19 protein-coding genes are annotated in these 17,676 nt (G+C 67.9%); 7 read left to right on the forward strand and 12 right to left on the reverse strand.

Features of this window, described 5'->3' with window-relative positions:
* Window positions 1-405: 405 nt before the first annotated feature.
* Window positions 406-711, reverse strand: a complete 306-nt coding sequence (locus tag WS64_RS01710; RefSeq protein WP_060965577.1) for a DUF1090 family protein — start codon at window positions 709-711, stop codon at window positions 406-408.
* Between the two features lie 311 nt (window positions 712-1,022).
* Between WS64_RS01710 and rplM the strand changes: the two genes are divergently transcribed.
* The 3 genes from rplM (at window position 1,023) to erpA (ending at window position 2,457) form a co-directional block, all read left to right on the forward strand.
* Window positions 1,023-1,451, forward strand: coding sequence for a 50S ribosomal protein L13 (gene rplM, locus WS64_RS01715; RefSeq protein ID WP_009687896.1), 429 nt, complete (start codon window positions 1,023-1,025; stop codon window positions 1,449-1,451).
* A gap of 11 nt (window positions 1,452-1,462) precedes the next feature.
* Entirely contained in the window at window positions 1,463-1,855 is a 393-nt protein-coding gene (gene rpsI, locus WS64_RS01720) for a 30S ribosomal protein S9 (RefSeq protein ID WP_011883283.1), read from the forward strand.
* A gap of 230 nt (window positions 1,856-2,085) precedes the next feature.
* A complete protein-coding gene (gene erpA / locus WS64_RS01725; protein WP_034187117.1) occupies window positions 2,086-2,457 on the forward strand; it encodes an iron-sulfur cluster insertion protein ErpA in 372 nt (123 codons plus the stop codon).
* A gap of 107 nt (window positions 2,458-2,564) precedes the next feature.
* Here erpA and WS64_RS01730 read toward each other — a convergent pair whose 3' ends face one another.
* Window positions 2,565-3,713, reverse strand: a complete 1,149-nt coding sequence (locus WS64_RS01730) for an anhydro-N-acetylmuramic acid kinase (protein ID WP_060965578.1) — start codon at window positions 3,711-3,713, stop codon at window positions 2,565-2,567.
* 142 nt (window positions 3,714-3,855) lie between these two features.
* Between WS64_RS01730 and tyrS the strand changes: the two genes are divergently transcribed.
* The 3 genes from tyrS to WS64_RS01745 are packed head-to-tail and all read left to right on the forward strand — an operon-like array spanning window position 3,856 to window position 6,241.
* Window positions 3,856-5,097: a tyrosine--tRNA ligase gene (tyrS, locus tag WS64_RS01735; protein ID WP_060965579.1), complete on the forward strand. Its 1,242-nt coding sequence runs from the start codon at window positions 3,856-3,858 to the stop codon at window positions 5,095-5,097.
* Window positions 5,094-5,552: a D-aminoacyl-tRNA deacylase gene (dtd, locus tag WS64_RS01740; protein WP_006483442.1), complete on the forward strand. Its 459-nt coding sequence runs from the start codon at window positions 5,094-5,096 to the stop codon at window positions 5,550-5,552. Before tyrS ends, dtd begins: the two co-directional genes overlap by 4 nt.
* Window positions 5,553-5,575: 23 nt before the next feature.
* Window positions 5,576-6,241 carry a histidine phosphatase family protein gene (locus tag WS64_RS01745; protein ID WP_059581098.1) on the forward strand — a complete coding sequence of 222 codons (666 nt, stop codon included), beginning with the start codon at window positions 5,576-5,578 and terminating at the stop codon, window positions 6,239-6,241.
* A gap of 63 nt (window positions 6,242-6,304) precedes the next feature.
* On the opposite strand, the gene WS64_RS01750 is transcribed toward WS64_RS01745, so the two are convergent.
* The 10 genes from WS64_RS01750 to WS64_RS01795 form a co-directional block, all read right to left on the reverse strand.
* On the reverse strand, window positions 6,305-7,438 hold the full coding sequence (locus WS64_RS01750; protein ID WP_081103760.1) for a ParB/Srx family N-terminal domain-containing protein: 1,134 nt from the start codon (window positions 7,436-7,438) through the stop codon (window positions 6,305-6,307).
* A gap of 144 nt (window positions 7,439-7,582) precedes the next feature.
* Window positions 7,583-8,536 (reverse strand): oxygenase MpaB family protein, encoded by a 954-nt coding sequence (locus WS64_RS01755; protein WP_060965580.1) that lies wholly within the window; start codon window positions 8,534-8,536, stop codon window positions 7,583-7,585.
* 24 nt (window positions 8,537-8,560) lie between these two features.
* The gene (gene ruvB, locus WS64_RS01760; RefSeq protein WP_060965581.1) at window positions 8,561-9,631 is read right to left on the reverse strand and encodes a Holliday junction branch migration DNA helicase RuvB; all 1,071 of its coding nucleotides are present in this window, start codon (window positions 9,629-9,631) and stop codon (window positions 8,561-8,563) included.
* Between the two features lie 108 nt (window positions 9,632-9,739).
* Window positions 9,740-10,321, reverse strand: coding sequence for a Holliday junction branch migration protein RuvA (gene ruvA / locus WS64_RS01765; RefSeq protein WP_031402135.1), 582 nt, complete (start codon window positions 10,319-10,321; stop codon window positions 9,740-9,742).
* A gap of 183 nt (window positions 10,322-10,504) precedes the next feature.
* Window positions 10,505-11,047, reverse strand: coding sequence for a crossover junction endodeoxyribonuclease RuvC (gene ruvC / locus WS64_RS01770; RefSeq protein ID WP_059638140.1), 543 nt, complete (start codon window positions 11,045-11,047; stop codon window positions 10,505-10,507).
* Between the two features lie 154 nt (window positions 11,048-11,201).
* Entirely contained in the window at window positions 11,202-12,767 is a 1,566-nt protein-coding gene (purH, locus tag WS64_RS01775) for a bifunctional phosphoribosylaminoimidazolecarboxamide formyltransferase/IMP cyclohydrolase (protein WP_059581113.1), read from the reverse strand.
* Between the two features lie 44 nt (window positions 12,768-12,811).
* Window positions 12,812-13,045: a Fis family transcriptional regulator gene (locus WS64_RS01780; RefSeq protein ID WP_006476892.1), complete on the reverse strand. Its 234-nt coding sequence runs from the start codon at window positions 13,043-13,045 to the stop codon at window positions 12,812-12,814.
* Entirely contained in the window at window positions 13,042-14,109 is a 1,068-nt protein-coding gene (dusB, locus tag WS64_RS01785; RefSeq protein WP_059581116.1) for a tRNA dihydrouridine synthase DusB, read from the reverse strand. The genes WS64_RS01780 and dusB overlap by 4 nt, the downstream gene beginning before the upstream one ends.
* 137 nt (window positions 14,110-14,246) lie before the next feature.
* Entirely contained in the window at window positions 14,247-15,434 is a 1,188-nt protein-coding gene (locus WS64_RS01790; RefSeq protein ID WP_060965582.1) for a UbiH/UbiF/VisC/COQ6 family ubiquinone biosynthesis hydroxylase, read from the reverse strand.
* Window positions 15,435-15,471: 37 nt separating this feature from the next.
* The gene (locus WS64_RS01795; protein WP_060965583.1) at window positions 15,472-16,857 is read right to left on the reverse strand and encodes an aminopeptidase P N-terminal domain-containing protein; all 1,386 of its coding nucleotides are present in this window, start codon (window positions 16,855-16,857) and stop codon (window positions 15,472-15,474) included.
* Between the two features lie 184 nt (window positions 16,858-17,041).
* Between WS64_RS01795 and WS64_RS01800 the strand changes: the two genes are divergently transcribed.
* Window positions 17,042-17,656 (forward strand): glutathione S-transferase family protein, encoded by a 615-nt coding sequence (locus WS64_RS01800; protein ID WP_060965584.1) that lies wholly within the window; start codon window positions 17,042-17,044, stop codon window positions 17,654-17,656.
* The last annotated feature ends 20 nt before the right edge of the window (window positions 17,657-17,676 follow it).

Below are 17,676 nucleotides of genomic sequence, written 5' to 3' on the forward strand. Positions count from 1 at the left end.
CCCGTGGCGCAACGGTCGGCTGATGCGCTGCACGACGTGCAACGCCCGTGCCTCGCGAGCGGAGTGACGGGTGGCGATTTCCCTGTCGGATTTAGGGGTTTTGCTCTAGGTGCGGGCGATTTTGAATCATGTCTGACGTATTTATGCCTTTGATTTGCAACAGGAATTTGTTCTTGTGAACGCGTCGGCCGGTATCTCGTATCGTGAGATTTGATTTCGCAATGCAAATTTTCTTGCGAAGTCGGCGGGGCATTCGTATAATGAGATCCATTGGTTGTCGCGCTGCGGCAACCTCCGAATGTCTCCTCCACCCTCCTCCTAAGGTGGATTAAGCCCGAACCAGCCGTTCGGGCTTTTTTTCGTCCCATGCAAACGTCGGCGCACGGTTTGTGTGCGCCGCGATCGTCACGCCGGCTGTCGCGCGGCCGGCTGCGACGTCGCGTCGGGCGGCGTGCCGCGCGAGCCGGCTTCGGTCGCCGGCGCATGGGCGGCCGACGCGTGGCCGTGGCCGCGTGCGCAGAAGTGGCGCACGCGTTCGCGCACCGCGCGCAGGCGCGCGATGCGGTCTTCGGCATGGGCGGTTCGGGCTTCGGCGATGCGCGCATCGATCGCGTCGAGCTTGGCTTCGCAGCCGGAGCCGGCGGCGACGGCGGGCGCCGCCGCAGCCACCAGGGCGGCCGCGAGGAAGGGCGTGAGTCGTTGTTTCATCATGCTGGTTTGTTGTTTTTCGGGTTCGGCCGGTCTGGCGCGGCAAGGTCATGTGCCGCGCGTCGATGGGTGCCGCCGCAGGCGCTCGGTTCGCCTGGCTTGGCGGGGCACGACCGAATTTTGGCCCATTTCGGCCGCCGCGAACACGGGGCGCGGATTCTCTTTGACCACGCAGCCGTATTTCCTTTATAATTCAGGGCTTTTCCGCATTCATGCCCACGGAAAAAGAACAGGGAGAGCCTGCACCGCGCCTCGAAGCGCACACAGACAAGCAGGAAGAACACATCGGGCAAAGCATTTTTTTTGGATCGATCATGAAGACGTTTTCCGCAAAAGCCCATGAGGTGACGCGCGAATGGTACGTGATTGACGCGACGGATAAGGTTCTCGGCCGTGTTGCCAGCGAAGTGGCACGCCGTCTGCGCGGCAAGCACAAGCCTGAGTTCACCCCGCACGTCGACACTGGTGATTTCATCATCATCATCAACGCGAGCAAGTTGAAGGTCACGGGCAACAAGACGCTGGACAAGAAGTACTACCGTCACTCGGGCTACCCGGGCGGTATCTATGAAACGACGTTCGGCAAGATGCAGGAACGCTTCCCGGGCCGCGCGCTCGAGAAGGCGGTCAAGGGCATGCTGCCGAAGGGCCCGCTCGGCTACGCGATGATCAAGAAGCTGAAGGTCTACGCAGAAGCGACGCATCCGCATTCGGCTCAACAGCCGAAGGCGCTCGAGATCTAAGGGGAGCCCACATGATCGGTAACTGGAACTACGGCACGGGCCGCCGCAAGAGCGCAGTCGCACGTGTCTTCATCAAGGCTGGCAAGGGCGACATCATCGTCAACGGCAAGCCCATCGCTGACTACTTCTCGCGCGAAACGTCGCTGATGATCGTGCGCCAGCCGCTGGAACTCACGAACCACGGCCAGACGTTCGATATCAAGGTCAACGTCAACGGCGGCGGCGAAACGGGTCAGGCAGGCGCAGTGCGCCACGGCATCACCCGTGCACTGATCGACTACGATGCGACGCTGAAGCCGTCGCTGTCGAACGCAGGCTTCGTCACGCGCGATGCACGTGAAGTCGAGCGTAAGAAGGTCGGTCTGCGCAAGGCACGCCGCGCGAAGCAGTTCTCGAAGCGTTAATTCCGCTTCATGGCCTCGCCGCTTCCGGGCGGCGTCCGCCGGAAAAACCGTCAGCTTTCACGCTGGCGGTTTTTTTTATGCCCGCTGGTTTACCCGCGCCCGGGCCGCCGTGGCGGCCGCCCGTGCAGGCACGCTTGACGAAATCGACAAGAACCTATTGATTTCATGGACATCAGCACGATCTTCTGATCGGCCCTACAATAGCGGCTAAAGCTTTTTGGAGAGTTCGAATGAACGCTGTTACCGAATCCGCAGCAACGACGACCGATATGCCGCTGCCGTTCGTCTTCACCGACGCCGCGGCCGACAAGGTCAAGCAATTGATCGACGAAGAGGGCAATCCCGACCTGAAGCTGCGCGTGTTCGTGCAGGGTGGCGGCTGCTCGGGCTTCCAGTATGGCTTCACGTTCGACGAGGAAGTCAACGAGGACGACACCGTGATGGACAAGAACGGCGTCCAGCTCCTGATCGACTCGATGAGCTACCAGTACCTGGTCGGCGCCGAGATCGACTACAAGGACGACCTCAACGGCGCCCAGTTCGTGATCAAGAACCCGAACGCGACCACCACCTGCGGGTGCGGTTCGTCGTTCTCGGTCTGAGCGCACCACAGATCCGCGCCGGTTCGCCGGAATGAAAAACGGGGCTTCATGCCCCGTTTTTTAATGCGCGCTCGTCCTGCAGCGCCCGCGACAGGCCGGGTACCGCATCAGCGCGGATAGAGCGCGCCGAGCACGCGGTTGGCGGCCGCGCCGGTGACCGTCGCGAGATTGCCGGGCTGGCGCGCGGTGAAGCGGTACGCAAGCCACGCGAACGCGAGCGCTTCGACCTGCTGCGGCGGCACGCCGAGCGCGGCCGTCGTATCGACGCTCGCCGGCACGCCGGCCTCGCCTAGCGCGTGCCGAAGCGCGTCGAGCAGCACCGGATTGCGTGCGCCGCCGCCGCATACGAAAACGGCCTTGCAGCCCGGTGCGTGCTGCGCGATTTCGCGCGCCACCGACACGGCGGTGAGCGCGGTGAGCGTGGCCTGTACGTCCTCCGGCGCCACCTGCGGGAATGCGGCGAGCTTCGCGTCGAGCCACGCGGGATTGAACAGGTCGCGCCCGGTGCTCTTCGGCGGCGGCGCGGTGAAATACGGTTCGTCGAGCAGCGCATCGAGCAGCGCCGCGTGGAGGGCGCCGCGTGCGGCGAACTTTCCGCCGTCGTCGTACGGCTTGCCCAGATGGCGGGTCGCCCATGCGTCGATCAGCGCATTCGCGGGGCCGCAGTCGAAGCCGCGCACGTCGCCGCCCGCGCCGGGCAGGATCGTGATGTTGCTGATCCCGCCGAGATTGCACACGACCCGCGTTTCGCCCGGCGCGCCGAACACCGTCGCGTGGAAGGCCGGCGCGAGCGGCGCGCCGTGGCCGCCGGCCGCCACATCGCGGCTGCGGAAATCGGCGATCACGTCGACCTGGGTCAGCTCGGCGAGCAGCGCCGGATTGTTGAGCTGGCGCGTGTAGCCGCGCTCGGGGCGGTGGCGCACCGTCTGGCCGTGCACGCCGATCGCGCGGATCTCGTCGCGCGACAGCCCGGCCGTGCGCTGCAATTCATGGCAGCACACCGCATAGCGCGCGACGAGCGCATTCGCCGCGAGCGATTCGCGGTCGATCTCGTTGTCGCCCGGCTGCTGCAGCGCGAACAGCGCGTCGCGCAGCGATTGCGCGAAGCCGACGAACGCTTCGGCGAGCACGACCGGCGCGCGGCCGGCCTCGAAACGCACGGCGACACCGTCGACGCCGTCCATGCTGGTTCCCGACATCAGCCCGAAGTAGATGCCGTCTGCCGGATCGGCATGCTGCGGCTGTCGTTGCGGCACGTTGGATTCTCCTGGGTCGTGCGGCGCGGGCCGGTGCCGCGCGCCTTGCGCCCGATTATCCGCGCAACGCGACGCGTCGTTAAGCGATGCGCGCGCAAGTTATGGGAAAATCCCTGTTTTTGCGACATTCTTCCTGGCACCGATGAGCACCGAACCCAGTTCCAAGCCCGTTTTCCCGATCACCGACGAAGTCCGGCATGCGCTCGCCGTCACGAAGCGCGGCGTCGACGAGCTGCTGATCGAGGAAGAGTTCGCGCAGAAGCTCGCGCGCAGCGCCGCCACCGGCACGCCGCTGCGCATCAAGCTTGGCCTCGACCCGACCGCACCGGACATCCACATCGGCCATACGGTCGTGTTGAACAAGATGCGGCAGTTGCAGGACCTCGGTCACACGGTGATCTTCCTGATCGGCGATTTCACGTCGCTGATCGGCGATCCGTCGGGCCGCAACGCGACGCGCCCGCCGCTCACGCGCGAGCAGATCGAATCGAACGCGAAGACCTACTTCGAGCAGGCCGCGCTCGTGCTCGATCGCGACAAGACCGAGATCCGCTACAACAGCGAATGGTCGATGCCGCTCGGCGCGGACGGGATGATCAAGCTCGCGTCGCGCTACACGGTCGCGCGGATTCTCGAGCGCGAGGATTTCACGAAGCGCTTCCAGGGCGGCGTGCCGATCTCGATCCACGAATTCCTGTACCCGCTGATGCAGGGCTACGATTCGGTCGCGCTGAACGCCGATCTCGAACTCGGCGGCACCGACCAGAAGTTCAACCTGCTGGTCGGCCGCGAACTGCAGAAGCAGTACGGCCAGGAACAGCAGTGCATTTTGACGATGCCGCTGCTCGAAGGCCTCGACGGCGTCGAGAAGATGTCGAAGTCGAAGGGCAACTACGTCGGCATCAGCGAGAAGCCGACCGAGATGTTCGGCAAGCTGATGAGCATCTCGGACACGCTGATGTGGCGTTACTTCGAGCTGCTGTCGTTCCGCAGCCTCGACGAGATCGCCGGCTTCAAGCGCGAGGCCGAAGGCGGCCGCAACCCGCGCGATTTCAAGGTGCTGCTCGCGCAGGAAATCGTCGCGCGGTTCCACTCGCAAGCCGATGCCGAGCGTGCGCTGGAAGACTTCAACCACCGCGCGAAGGGCGGCGTGCCGGACGACATTCCGTCGGTCACGCTGGCCGGCGCGCCGCTGGCGATCGGCCAGTTGCTGAAGCAGGCCGGCCTCGTGCCGTCGACGAGCGAAGCGCTGCGCAACATCGAGCAGGGCGGCGTGAGGATCGACGGCGCGACCGTGTCGGACAAGGGCCTGAAGGTCGAGGCCGGCGAGTTCGTCGTGCAGGTCGGCAAGCGCCGCTTCGCACGCGTCACGCTGACCGCATGATCGCGCTGATCCAGCGCGTGACGCGCGCCGACGTCCGCGTCGGCGGCCGCACGACGGGCGAGATCGGCGCGGGCCTGCTCGCGCTGGTCTGCGCGGAGCGCGGCGATACCGAGGCCGCGGCCGACAAGCTGCTCGCGAAGCTGCTCGGCTACCGCGTGTTCAGCGACGCAGCCGGCAAGATGAATCTGCCGGTGTCGAACATCGATGGCGAAGGTCGCGCAGGCGGCCTGCTGCTTGTGTCGCAGTTCACGCTCGCGGCCGATACCAACAGCGGGCTGCGTCCGAGCTTCACGCCGGCCGCGCCGCCCGACGAAGGCGCGCGGCTGTTCGACTATTTCGTCGCGGCCGCGCGGGCGCGCCATCCCGTCGTCGAGACGGGCGAGTTCGGCGCCGACATGCAGGTGTCGCTCGTCAACGACGGCCCCGTGACGTTCTGGCTGCAAGTGCGGCCCTGATTCTTTCCCGGAGGCGCGCCGCGATGGCCACCACGCAGATTCTTTTCATCCGCCATGGCGAGACGGCCTGGAACCGCATCAAGCGCATCCAGGGGCATATCGACATCCCGCTGGCCGATACGGGGCTCGCACAGGCGCAGCGGCTGGCGGCGCGGCTCGCGCGCGAGGCGCGCGACGGCGCGCGGATCGACGCGGTGTATTCGAGCGACCTGATGCGCGCGCAACAGACCGCCCAACCGTTCGCCGATGCGCTCGGGCTGCCGCTGCTGCTGCGCGAAGGGTTGCGCGAACGATCGTACGGCGCGTTCCAGGGGCACGACAGCACCGAAATCGAGGCGCTGTTTCCGGACGCGTATGCGGTGTGGCAGACGCGCGATCCGGGTTTCGCGCCGGAGGGCGGCGAGTCGCAGCGTGAGTTCTATCACCGCGTGCTGCATGCGCTCGAACCGATCGTCGCCGCGCATCCGGGCGGCCGGATCGCATGCGTCGCGCACGGTGGCGTGCTCGATTGCGTGTATCGCTTCGCGAACGGGATCGAGCTGTCGGCGCCGCGCAACTATCAACTGCTCAACACCAGCATCAACGTCGTCGATTACGTCGATGGTCGCGCGCAGGTCGTGCGGTGGGCCGACGTGTCGCATCTCGAAGCCGCGAGCGACGATGACGACGGGTACCGCAAGGTGCTCTGAGCAAGCCAATCGCGTCCGGCCCGGGCGGCTCCCCGGGGGCCTTGCTGTCTTCCGGCGTGACGCTTACTGCGGCAGCCCGTGGCGCGTCTTGTAGTCGAGCGCGTACGCGATCTTGCCGGGCTTGTCGGCCGTGATCGGCTGGCGCAGCTTGTCGAATTCCCCCTTGCTGTATTTCTTCCCGCCGTTGATCGCATCGGCGCGCCCGAGGTCGGCGCCCGTCTTGCCGTCGATCACCGGGTCCGTGGCCGCGACCATCCGCGCAGACGCATTCCAGACCGCATTCAGGTAGCCCGTGTCGGCCTTCGCCGGATCGGGATCGGTCGTGCCGCCGCGCGTCAGGTCGTAGCTCGCCAGCGCGAACGTGCCCGGCTGCGCCCGCAGCCAGTCGGCCCAGTAGAACTCGAGGTAGTCGGTTGTTTGCGCGGGTTTGCTGTAGCCGATGTCGCGCGTGAAATAGACGAGCGACCGGTAGCGGTCGTTCGTCATCCCGAGCGTCAGGCCGAGGCCGCTCGGCAGTTGCGCGGTCGCGATCGGCTTGCCTTCGCCGTCCTTCAGGCGCAGATAGCCGCGGCTTTGCATCTGCTGCCAGAACGCGTCGCCCGAGTAGTCGCCGAGGTTGTCCTTGACGACGACGTGCACGTGCAGCGCCGGGCCGCCGTCGGGCGTCTCGTAGTAAGTCGACAGGCCGTGGTGGCCGTCGGTCAGGTACAGCGTATCGCCGTTCGGGCCGATCACGACGGGGTTCAGCACCGAGCGGTCGCGGGCGGTCGCGTCGGTCGTCGCGCACGTGTAGCTCGCCGGATCGCGCAGCGACGATCGGGTCGTGTAACCGCCCGATGCGATGCCGCCGAGGCCCTCGTCCGCGCAGAAGTCGTCGAACTTCTTGTCGGGCTGCAGTTCGTAGCGGCCGAGCTTGTAGTAGATCTGGTCGTAGCCGAGCGCGCCCTGCGTCGGATGGAGATCGCCTAGCGTCACGTCGAGCAGGTCGCCGGCGCGGGCGGCTTTCCACTTGCCCGGTTGCGGCGTGGTGGTTGCGGGCGGCGTGGGAGCCGACGTCGTCGTGCCGCCGGACGGCAGTTGCGCGTCCGTGCGCGCGACGGCGGCGACATCGTCGCCTCCGCACGCGGCGAGGGCGAGGACGCCGGACAGGCTGGCGGCAAGGGCGAGACGGATCGGCAGGCGTGGCATCACGGGCATCGGGTGTCGTAGCGGGTAGGCGGAACTCCGCGCGGGCCACCGGCGTGCGTGACGAGCCGGACGTGCGACCGTGCGCGGGTGCGAGCGTGTCAGCTTGCCACAGGTATTTGACGGTAAATTGAAATGATCCGAAGAAACGGATCGTCAGCCAGGCGGGGCGCCGTCGGACGGGGCGGCCGTCGCGCGGCGGCGCGCACGCTTCGACGCGCCGTTGACGAGCGCCCAGCGCAGCACGGGCGCGACCGCGCGTATGCCCGGCCGGACCAGCGCGCGCCGCACCGGCGCGAACGCTGACACGCCGAGCATGCGCTGCGCCCACGGCGGCAGCAGGTCGATTCCGGCATGCATCACCAGCGACGCGGCAGGCCGCAGCGCCGGCTTCGCGACCGGCACATTCAGCAGGATGGACATCACGTCGAACGTGCGCGGCCCGGCTTCGAGTTCGGGCAGCATGCGTGCGAGATAGGCCGCCACCTCGGCGCGCGAACGCGGCACCGCTTGGGCGCCCAGCAGCTCGGCGATCAGCGCCGTCTCCGCGTAATAGCGGTCCTGCAGTTCGCCCGGCAGCGCCGGATTCACGTAACGCAGATGCGCGGCGAGGAAGCTCGACACTTCCGCGACATGCACCCAGGTCAGCAGCGCGGGATCGTCGGCGCGGTACGGCCGGCCGTCCGGCGCGTTGCCCGAGATGTGCGCGTGGATCGCCTTCACGCGCTCGATCAGCGCGAGCGCGTCCGCGCGGCTGCCGAACGTCGTCCCCGTGATGAACGTGGCGGTGCGCCGCAGACGGCCGAGGATATCGGTGCGGAACGACGAATGATCCCAGACGCCGGCGAGCGCTAGCGGGTGGAGCGCCTGCAGCAGCAGCGCGGCGATGCCGCCTGTCATCATCGACGTGAAATCGGCATGCACGTGCCAGCAGACGGCGTCGGGGCCGAACAGCCCAGGGTCGCCGGGCGGTGAAGAGAGATCGATCGACGGGCCGCCGCCGCCCACCGTCAGGTGCGTGATGCCGGCCACGAGCCGCTTGCGGATCGGCTCGGCCCAGCGCGGGCCCGGCGCGGGTGCGGTGGGGCGGTGGCTGGGCGGCGTCGTCATGGCGGGTGCGACTCGGGCGACGGACTACTTCCCGTCCGGAGTATCCCACTCGTCGCGTTCGGTGCGGCGGGCCTCGGGCACCGACAGCCCGAAGTGGCGATACGTGAGCAGCGTCGCGACGCGCCCGCGCGGCGTGCGCTGCAGGAAGCCCTGCTGGATCAGGTACGGTTCGAGCACGTCCTCGATCGTGTCGCGCTCCTCGCCGATTGCCGCCGCGAGGTTGTCGATGCCGACCGGGCCGCCGTCGAACTTGTACAGGATCGCTTCGAGCAGCTTGCGGTCCATCAGGTCGAAGCCGACCGGATCGACGTCGAGCATCGCAAGTGCGGCATCGGCGACGGCCGCGGTGATCTGGCCGTCGGCCTTCACTTCCGCGAAGTCGCGCACGCGGCGCAGGAGCCGGTTCGCGATCCGCGGCGTGCCGCGCGAGCGCTTCGCGATTTCCAGCGCGCCGTTCGGATCGATCTGCGCATTGAGCAGCGACGCCGAGCGCCGCACGATGCGCGACAGTTGATTGGCGTCGTAGAACTCGAGGCGCGCGACGATCCCGAAACGATCGCGCAGCGGGTTGGTCAGCATCCCCGCGCGAGTGGTCGCGCCGACCAGCGTGAACGGCTGCAGGTCGAGCTTCACGCTGCGCGCGGCCGGACCTTCGCCGATCATGATGTCGATCTGGTAATCCTCGAGCGCCGGATACAGGATTTCCTCGACGACTGGCGACAGCCGGTGGATTTCGTCGATGAACAGCACGTCGTTCGCCTCGAGGTTCGTCAGCAACGCGGCGAGATCGCCCGCGCGCTCGAGCACGGGCCCCGACGTCTGGCGCAGGTTCACGCCCATCTCGCGCGCGATGATGTGGGCGAGCGTCGTCTTGCCGAGACCCGGCGGCCCGAACAGCAGCACGTGGTCGAGCGGCTCGGAGCGGCGTTTCGCGGCTTCGATGAAGATCTCGAGCTGGCCGCGGACCTTTTCCTGGCCGACGTAGTCGTCGAGCTGGCGCGGCCGCAGCGCCCGTTCGAACACCTCCTCGTGCGACGAGGCGGGCGTGGCGGCGATGATCCGCTGCTCGGTGGCGAGTTTGTCGGTTTCAATCATGCGGCCATTGTACCGCGCGACGGAGCCCGGGCCACCTGGCCGAAGGGCCGACTGGCGCGCGCCGCGCGGCGGCGCGACACTGGCTTCGACGGCCGGATCGACCGCGTGTTACGCCTTCGACAACGCCTTCAGCGCGAGCTTGATGCCTTCGGACACGCCGGTGCCGGCCGGCACGTTCTTGATCGCGGCAAGGCCTTCCTTCTCGGAGTAGCCGAGCGCCAGCAGCGCGTTGAGGATGTCGGTCGCGTGGTCGGACGGCGAAGCCGCGCCGGCGAGCGCGCCGAGGTCGGCGCCGAGCTTGCCCTTCAGCTCGAGCAGCAGGCGCTCGGCTGTCTTCTTGCCGATGCCGGGCAGGCGCGTGAGGCGTGCGGCGTCCTGCATCGTCACCGCCTGTGCGAGCTCCTGCACGCTCATGCCGGACAGCACGGCGAGCGCCATGCGCGCGCCGATGCCGGTGATCTTCAGCAACTCGCGGAAGGTCGTGCGTTCCTGCGGTGTCAGGAAGCCGTACAGCAGGTGCGCGTCTTCGCGGACGATCTGCTGCGTGAGCAGCACGATGCGTTCGCCCGTTTGCGGCAGGTTGTAGAAGGTGCTCATCGGCACGTCGATTTCATAGCCGACGCCGTTGCAGTCGACGAGCAGATGAGGCGGGTTCTTTTCGAGCAGGATGCCGGCGATGCGACCGATCATGGAGGACGGGATGCGAGGAAGAAAGCGCGAGTGTAGCGCACGCGCGGCGCGATGCCGATGGGCGCGGCCGTCAGGCCGAAGCGGCGCGCGTCGCGGGCATGTCGGGCGTGGGTGAAACGATCGAGGCGGCAAACGCAGCCCGCGCAGTCGAGCCGACGCGCGCGGCCGAAGCGCGCGGCCGCGTCAGCCGACCAGCCTGCCGCGCCGCACGCGCAGCCCTTTCTGCGCGAGCGCCGGCGCGAGCCCGCCGAGCGTGCTGAGCGTGTTGCCGCCGTGCGCGTGGCAGATCGCCATGCCGAGCGCGTCGGCGGCGTCCGAGCCCGGCTGGCCGGACAGGTTGAGCAGCCGCGTGACCATGTCCTGCATCTGCGTCTTGGTCGCGCGGCCGTAGCCGACCACGGCCTGCTTGAGCTGCAGCGCCGTGTATTCGGCGACCGGCAGCCCGCCCGCGACGAGGCCGCAGATCGCGGCGCCGCGTGCCTGGCCGAGCAGCAGCGTCGACTGCGGGTTCACGTTGACGAACACCTTTTCGATCGCGGCCTGGTCGGGCGCGTGTTCGCGCACGATCGTCGAGATGCCCTGGAAGATCGTGCCGAGCCGGGTGGCCAGGTCGGCCGTCGGCGTGCGGATCACGCCGCTCGTGACATAGGCGAGCCGGTGGCCGCTGACGTCGATGACGCCGAAGCCGGTGACGCGCAGGCCGGGGTCGATGCCGAGAATTCGCATGAGTGAGGAGAGTGGCGTGATGCAGCGATACTACAACGAATGGGGCGGCAAGCCGGTCGCGCGGTCGCGCGCGAAGGCGCCGCGCAATAAAAAACCCGGCGGAGGGGATGCCGCCGGGTTCCGGTACAGCGGCCGCGCGGGCCGCATGCGGCGATCAGTGACGGAAGTGGCGCACGCCCGTCAGGATCATCGCGATGTTGTGCTCGTCGGCTGCCGCGATCACTTCGTCGTCGCGCATCGAGCCGCCCGGCTGGATCACGCAGGTCGCGCCGGCCGCCACGACCACGTCGAGGCCGTCGCGGAACGGGAAGAACGCATCCGACGCGACGGCCGAGCCGGCGAGCGTCAGCCCCGCGTTCTGCGCCTTGATGCTCGCGATACGGGCGGAATCGACGCGGCTCATCTGGCCGGCGCCGACGCCGAGCGTCATGCCGTTGCCGCAGAACACGATCGCGTTCGACTTCACGTACTTCGCGACGCGCCATGCGAACAGCAGGTCGTCCATTTCCTTCGGCGTCGGGTGGCGCTTCGTGACGACGCGCAGCTCGTGCGGCTGCACGTTCTTCGAATCGAGCGACTGCACGAGCAGGCCGCCGCCCACGCGCTTCAGGTCGAATGCGTTGTGGCCGTCGCCCAGTGCGATTTCGAGCAGGCGCACGTTCTGCTTCGCGGCGAACACCTGCTTCGCGGCGTCGGAGAACGACGGCGCGATCAGCACTTCGACGAACTGCTTCGCCACCGCTTGCGCGGCCGCTTCGTCGACTTCGCGGTTGAACGCGATGATGCCGCCGAATGCGGAGGTCGGGTCGGTCTGGAATGCCTTCGCGTACGCGTCGGCCGAGTCGTTGCCGACCGCGACGCCGCACGGGTTCGCATGCTTGATGATCACGCAGGCCGGCGCGTCGAACGTCTTCACGCATTCCCACGCCGCGTCCGAATCCGCGATGTTGTTGTACGACAGTTCCTTGCCCTGCAGCTGGCGGTAGTTCGCCAGCGCGCCGGCCGGCGCCGCGAGGTCGCGGTAGAACGCCGCGCTCTGGTGCGGATTCTCGCCGTAGCGCAGGTCCTGCACCTTGTCGAACGCCAGGTTCAGCGTGGCCGGGTACGTGCTGCGCGATGCGTGCTTCAGCTCGTCGGTCAGGCTGGTCAGGTAGTTCGTGATCGCGCCGTCGTATTGCGCGGTGTGCGCGAACACCTTCGTCGCGAGACGGAAGTTGGTCGGGTAGCCGACGGTGTTGCCGTTCGCCTTCATTTCATCGAGCACGACCGCGTAGTCGGCCGGGTCGACCACGACCGTCACGTCGCGGTGGTTCTTCGCTGCCGAGCGCAGCATCGTCGGGCCGCCGATGTCGATGTTCTCGATCGCGTCGGCGAGCGTACAGTCGTCCTTCGCGATCGTCGCGACGAACGGATACAGGTTCACGACGAGCAGGTCGATCGTCGGGATGCCGTGCTGCTCCAGCGCCTGCATGTGCTCGGGCAGGTCGCGGCGGGCGAGGATGCCGCCGTGCACCTTCGGGTGCAGCGTCTTCACGCGCCCATCGAGCATTTCCGGGAAGCCCGTGTAATCGGCCACTTCGGTCACGGGCAGGCCGGCGTCGGCGAGGAGTTTCGCGGTGCCGCCCGTCGACAGCAGCTTGACGCCGAGGTCGGACAGCGACTTCGCGAAGTCGACGATGCCGGTCTTGTCGGAAACGGAAATGAGCGCTTGCTTGATCATGATGGAACCACCAATAGCCAGGGAAACGGGGACGGGACGGCCGCCTACAGCAGGCCGTGCTGCTGCAGCTTCTTGCGCAGCGTATTGCGATTGATGCCGAGGTACTCGGCGGCGAGCGACTGGTTGCCGCCGGCCTGTACGAGCACGACCTCGAGCATCGGCTTTTCGACGCAGGACATCACCATTTCATAGACGTCGTGCGGATTGGAGCCGTCTAGATCCCGGAAATACACGTCCAGGCTCTCGCGGACACATTGTTCGATGTTGTGCTTGCTCATGCTGCTAACTGGTTATGGTCGTCCGGCTCGCCCCGGCCGTTTTCCGCTTCGTCATCGACGTAGACGAGGTGGTCCGACAGCGCTTTTTGCGCCTCGAAGAATGCATTGACGGCGGCGAGCTGCTCGCGGGTGGAATCGAGCGTGTTCATTCGGTGCCGGAACCCGTTGGCACCGGAAAGGCCGCGAGTGTACCAGCCGATGTGCTTGCGCGCAGTACGGACGCCGGTGAATTCGCCATAGAAAGCGTAGTGGTCTTCCAGGTGTTCGTTCATCACGTGCTGGATCTCGTCGATCCGCGGCGGGGGCAGCAGCTCGCCGGTTTGCAGGAAATGATCGATTTCGCGGAACAGCCACGGCCGGCCTTGCGCGGCGCGACCGATCATCAGCGCGTCGGCGCCGGTTGCGTCGAGCACGGCCTTCGCCTTGGCGGGCGACGTGATGTCGCCGTTCGCGACGACCGGAATCCGCACGGCCGCCTTCACGGCCGCGATGGTGTCGTACTCGGCGTCGCCGCGGTACAGGTCGGCGCGCGTGCGGCCATGCACGGTGAGCATCGAGATGCCGGCCGCTTCGGCCAGGCGCGCGACCGTGATCGCGTTCTTGTGCTCGCGGTCCCAGCCGGTGCGGATCTTCAGCGTGACGGGCACCGCATCGGGCCCGGTGCCGACCGCCGCCACGACGGCCTCGACGATCCGCTGCACGAGCGGCTCGTTCTGCAGCAGCGCGGAGCCGGCCGCGACGTTGCAGACCTTCTTTGCCGGGCAGCCCATGTTGATGTCGATGATCTGCGCGCCGTTGTCGACGTTGTAGCGGGCCGCTTCGGCCATCATCGCCGGATCGGCGCCGGCGATCTGCACCGCGATCGGCTCGACCTCGCCTTCGTGGTTCGCGCGCCGCATCGTCTTCGCGCTCTTCCACAGCTGCGCGTTGGACGCGACCATCTCGGACACCGCGTAACCGGCCCCCAGCCGCTTGCACAGCTGGCGGAACGGACGATCCGTCACCCCGGCCATCGGGGCGACGAACAGGTTGTTACGCAATACGTGAGGGCCGATAACGGGCATCGCAATGGCGCCGCCCGCGACACGCGCGGGCAGGGGAAGGGAAGGCGGAAAACGGGCATTTTACCGTATTCCCATGCCCCGCCGATTTGACCCGGTTTGCCTGGTGTGCCCGGAGGGGCCGTACGGTGCGCCGCGCGTCAGTTGCGCTGGCCGAACATCATCTGGCGAGCGATCGCCTTCTTGAGCGGCGGCACGAATTCGAGCGCGGTGAGCGCCGCGCCGCGCAGCAGCGGAAGCGGGCCCGAGTCGATCGTAAACAGGCGCGCCAGCGTGTCGGTCGCGCCGATCGTGAGGCGCCGGTCGAGCGCGCGGCGCGCGTTGAAGGTCGCGAGCGCGGTCGCTTCGAAGCCTTGCGCGGAGAGTGCGTCGACGAGCGTATGCGCATCGCGCAGCCCGAGGTTGAGCCCCTGGCCCGCGACCGGATGCAGCGTTTGCGCGGCGTTGCCGACGATCGCGATGCGGCCGCTCACGAGCGTTTGCGCCGCGCTCAGCCCGAGCGGGAACGACGCCCGCCCCGCGATCGCGACGAACTGGCCCATCCGCTCGCCGAATGCCGCGCCGAGCTCGCCAAGGAACGCGTCGTCGGGCAGCGCCGCGCGGCGTGCGGCCTCGTCGGGCGTGCAGCACCATACGAGCGAATACTCGGCCTGACGCGGCCCGCCGAGCGGCAGCAGCGCGAGCGGGCCTTCGTGCGTGAAGCGCTCCCACGCGACGTTCGGGCGCGGTGCCGATACCGTGACCGTCCCCACGATCGCGGTCTGCCCGTAATCGCGGCGATGCTTGCCCGTATCGGCGTGCCGTTCATGAAACAGCCCGCCTTCGGCATTGATGACGATGCGCGCGCGCAGCGTGCGTTCGCCCTGAGGGCCGTCGAGCGTCAGCGTGACGCCGTCGGTGTCCTGCCGCGGCGTGCGTGCGGTGGTGGACGTGAGCCAGTCGACCCGCGTGTCGCGCACGGCGCCCGCGAGCGCCTGCACGATCGAGCCGTAACGCACGACGTAGCCGAGCGCGGCGAGCGCGTGTTCGTCGCGGTCGATCAGCGTGCGGCCGAAATGGCCGCGTTGCGACACGTGGATATGTTCGATCGGCGTGGCGTCGGCCGGCCACGCGAGCGTGTCGAGCAGCACGCGGCTGCCGTGCGATACGGCGATCGCGCGCGGGTCGTTCGCGCTCGCGGCAGGTTCGCGCGCGTCGATCAGCGCGATCGACGCATGCTGGGTCGCGCTGCGGCGTGCGAGCCAGCCGGCGAGCGCGAGTCCGACGGGGCCCGCGCCGACGATGGCGAGGTCGTAATCCGGCGTGGCCGGCGAGGAAGCGGTCGTCATCTTGATTCGTGAAACGGAGGTAACGGTCGGCGGCCGGTCATGCGTCCGCGCGCATCAGCGCCTCGATTTCGTCGGCCGCGACCGGCACGCCGCGCGTGATCAGCTCGCAGCCGTGCTCGCGCACGATCGCGTCGTCCTCGATGCGGATGCCGATGTTCCAGTACTCGGGCGGCACGTCGTCGGCCGCGCGCACGTACAGGCCGGGCTCGACGGTGAGCGTCATGCCCGGCTTCAGCGTGCGCCACGGCAGCGCGCCGTTCGCGTCGCGCGCGGCGAGCCGCTCGCGATAGTCGCCGCAGTCGTGCACGTCCATCCCGAGCCAGTGGCCGGTGCGGTGCATGTAGAAGCGCGTGTATGCGCGCTCGGCGATCACGTCGTCGACGTTCGAGAAGCGCGTTTTCGGGATGATGCCGGTGTCGAGCAGCCCCTGCGCGAGCACGCGTACGGCCGCATCGTGCGGCGCCTCGAACGGCACGCCCGCGCGCGTCGCGTCGATCGCGGCCTGCTGCGCGGCGAGCACGATGTCGTACAGCGTGCGCTGCGCGGGCGAGAAGCGGCCGTTGGCCGGAAACGTGCGCGTGATGTCCGATGCATAGCCGTCGAGTTCGCAGGCGGCGTCGATCAGGATCAGGTCGCCGTCCCGCGCGGCCGCGTTGCCGGCCGGGTAGTGCAGCACGCACGCATTCGCGCCGGCCGCGACGATCGACCCGTACGCGGGCGCCTGCGCGCCGTGCTTGCGGAACAGGTACAGCAGCTCGGCCTCGAGTTCGTATTCGCGGATGCCGGGGCGGCACGCCTGCATCGCGCGGCGGTGCGCGAGCGCGGAGATGTGCGCGGCGCGCATCATGATCGCGAGTTCGTGTTCGTCCTTCACGAGCCGCATGTCGTCGAGCAGCGGCGTAAGGTCGAGCAGCGCGTCCGGCGCGGCGACGCCGGTGCGTGCCTGCGCGCGCACCGCGTCGATCCAGCCGGCGAGCCGGCGCTCGAAGTCGGGCGATGCGCCGAACCGGTAGTGCACGGTGCCTGCATCGGCGAGCAGGCGCGGCATCTCGGTGTCGATCACGTCGACCGCGAATGCGGCATCGAAGCCGAACGCGTCGCGCGCGGCGTCGGGCCCGTAGTGAAAGCCTTCCCAGATTTCGCGGTCGACGTTCCTGGCGCGGCAGAACAGGATCGATTCCGGCGCGCCGTGCGGCGCGGCCGCGTTCAGCACGAGCACGGCATCCGGCTCGGTGAAACCCGTCAGGTAATGGAAGTAGCTGTCGAACCGGTACGGGTAGGCCGTGTCGCGGTTGCGCAGCATTTCCGGCGCGGTGGGGACGATGGCGACGCCGCCGCCCGCGGCACGCAGTGCGGCAAGCACGCGTTCACGGCGCTGGCGGTAGACGTCGACGGCGATGGCGGTATCGAGGGGCGCGTTCATTCGTGCGATTGTAGCGCCGCGCGCCGCGGTGCGTGAGAGTGGGGCGGAAGCCGCGCCGGCCGGGCCGCGCGCGGCGGCTGTTGCAAACCATCCACAGGCCGGACGGCCGATTTTCTACCCGGCCGCGCGGGCCGGTTATGATCGGCGACAACGTATACTCGCGGCGGTTCCCTTAAAAAGGCAGATGATGAAATTAATCGGTTCGCTCAGCAGCCCGTACGTCCGAAAGGCGCGGATCGTGCTTGCCGAAAAGAAGATCGACTACAAGCTGGAGCTCGAGAACGTGTGGGCGCCGGAGACGGATATTCACGCGTCGAATCCGCTCGGCAAGGTCCCGTGCCTCGTGATGGAAGATGGCGCCGCGGTGTTCGATTCCCGCGTGATCTGCGAATACGTCGATACGCTGTCGCCGGTCGGCAAGCTGATTCCGCCGTCGGGCCGCGAGCGACTCGAAGTGCGGTGCTGGGAAGCACTGGGCGACGGCGTGCTCGACGCGGCCGTCGCGATCCGCCTCGAGCACACGCTGCGGGAAGAAGCGCAGCGCAGCCCGAGCTGGATCGCGCGCCAGCAGCGCAAGATCGACGACGCGCTCGTCGCGATGTCGCAGGGTCTCGGCGGCAAGACGTGGTGCGTCGGCAATCATTACACGCTCGCCGACATCGCACTCGGCTGCGCGCTCGGCTATCTCGACTTCCGGATGCCCGAGCTCAACTGGCGCGATCGCCACCCGAACCTCGACAAGCACTTCGTGAAGCTGCAACAGCGACCGTCGTTCGCCGATACGCTGCCGCAGAACTGAGCCGCGGCACGGCCTTCACG

Source organism: Burkholderia anthina (assembly GCF_001547525.1).
GTDB lineage: Bacteria > Pseudomonadota > Gammaproteobacteria > Burkholderiales > Burkholderiaceae > Burkholderia > Burkholderia semiarida.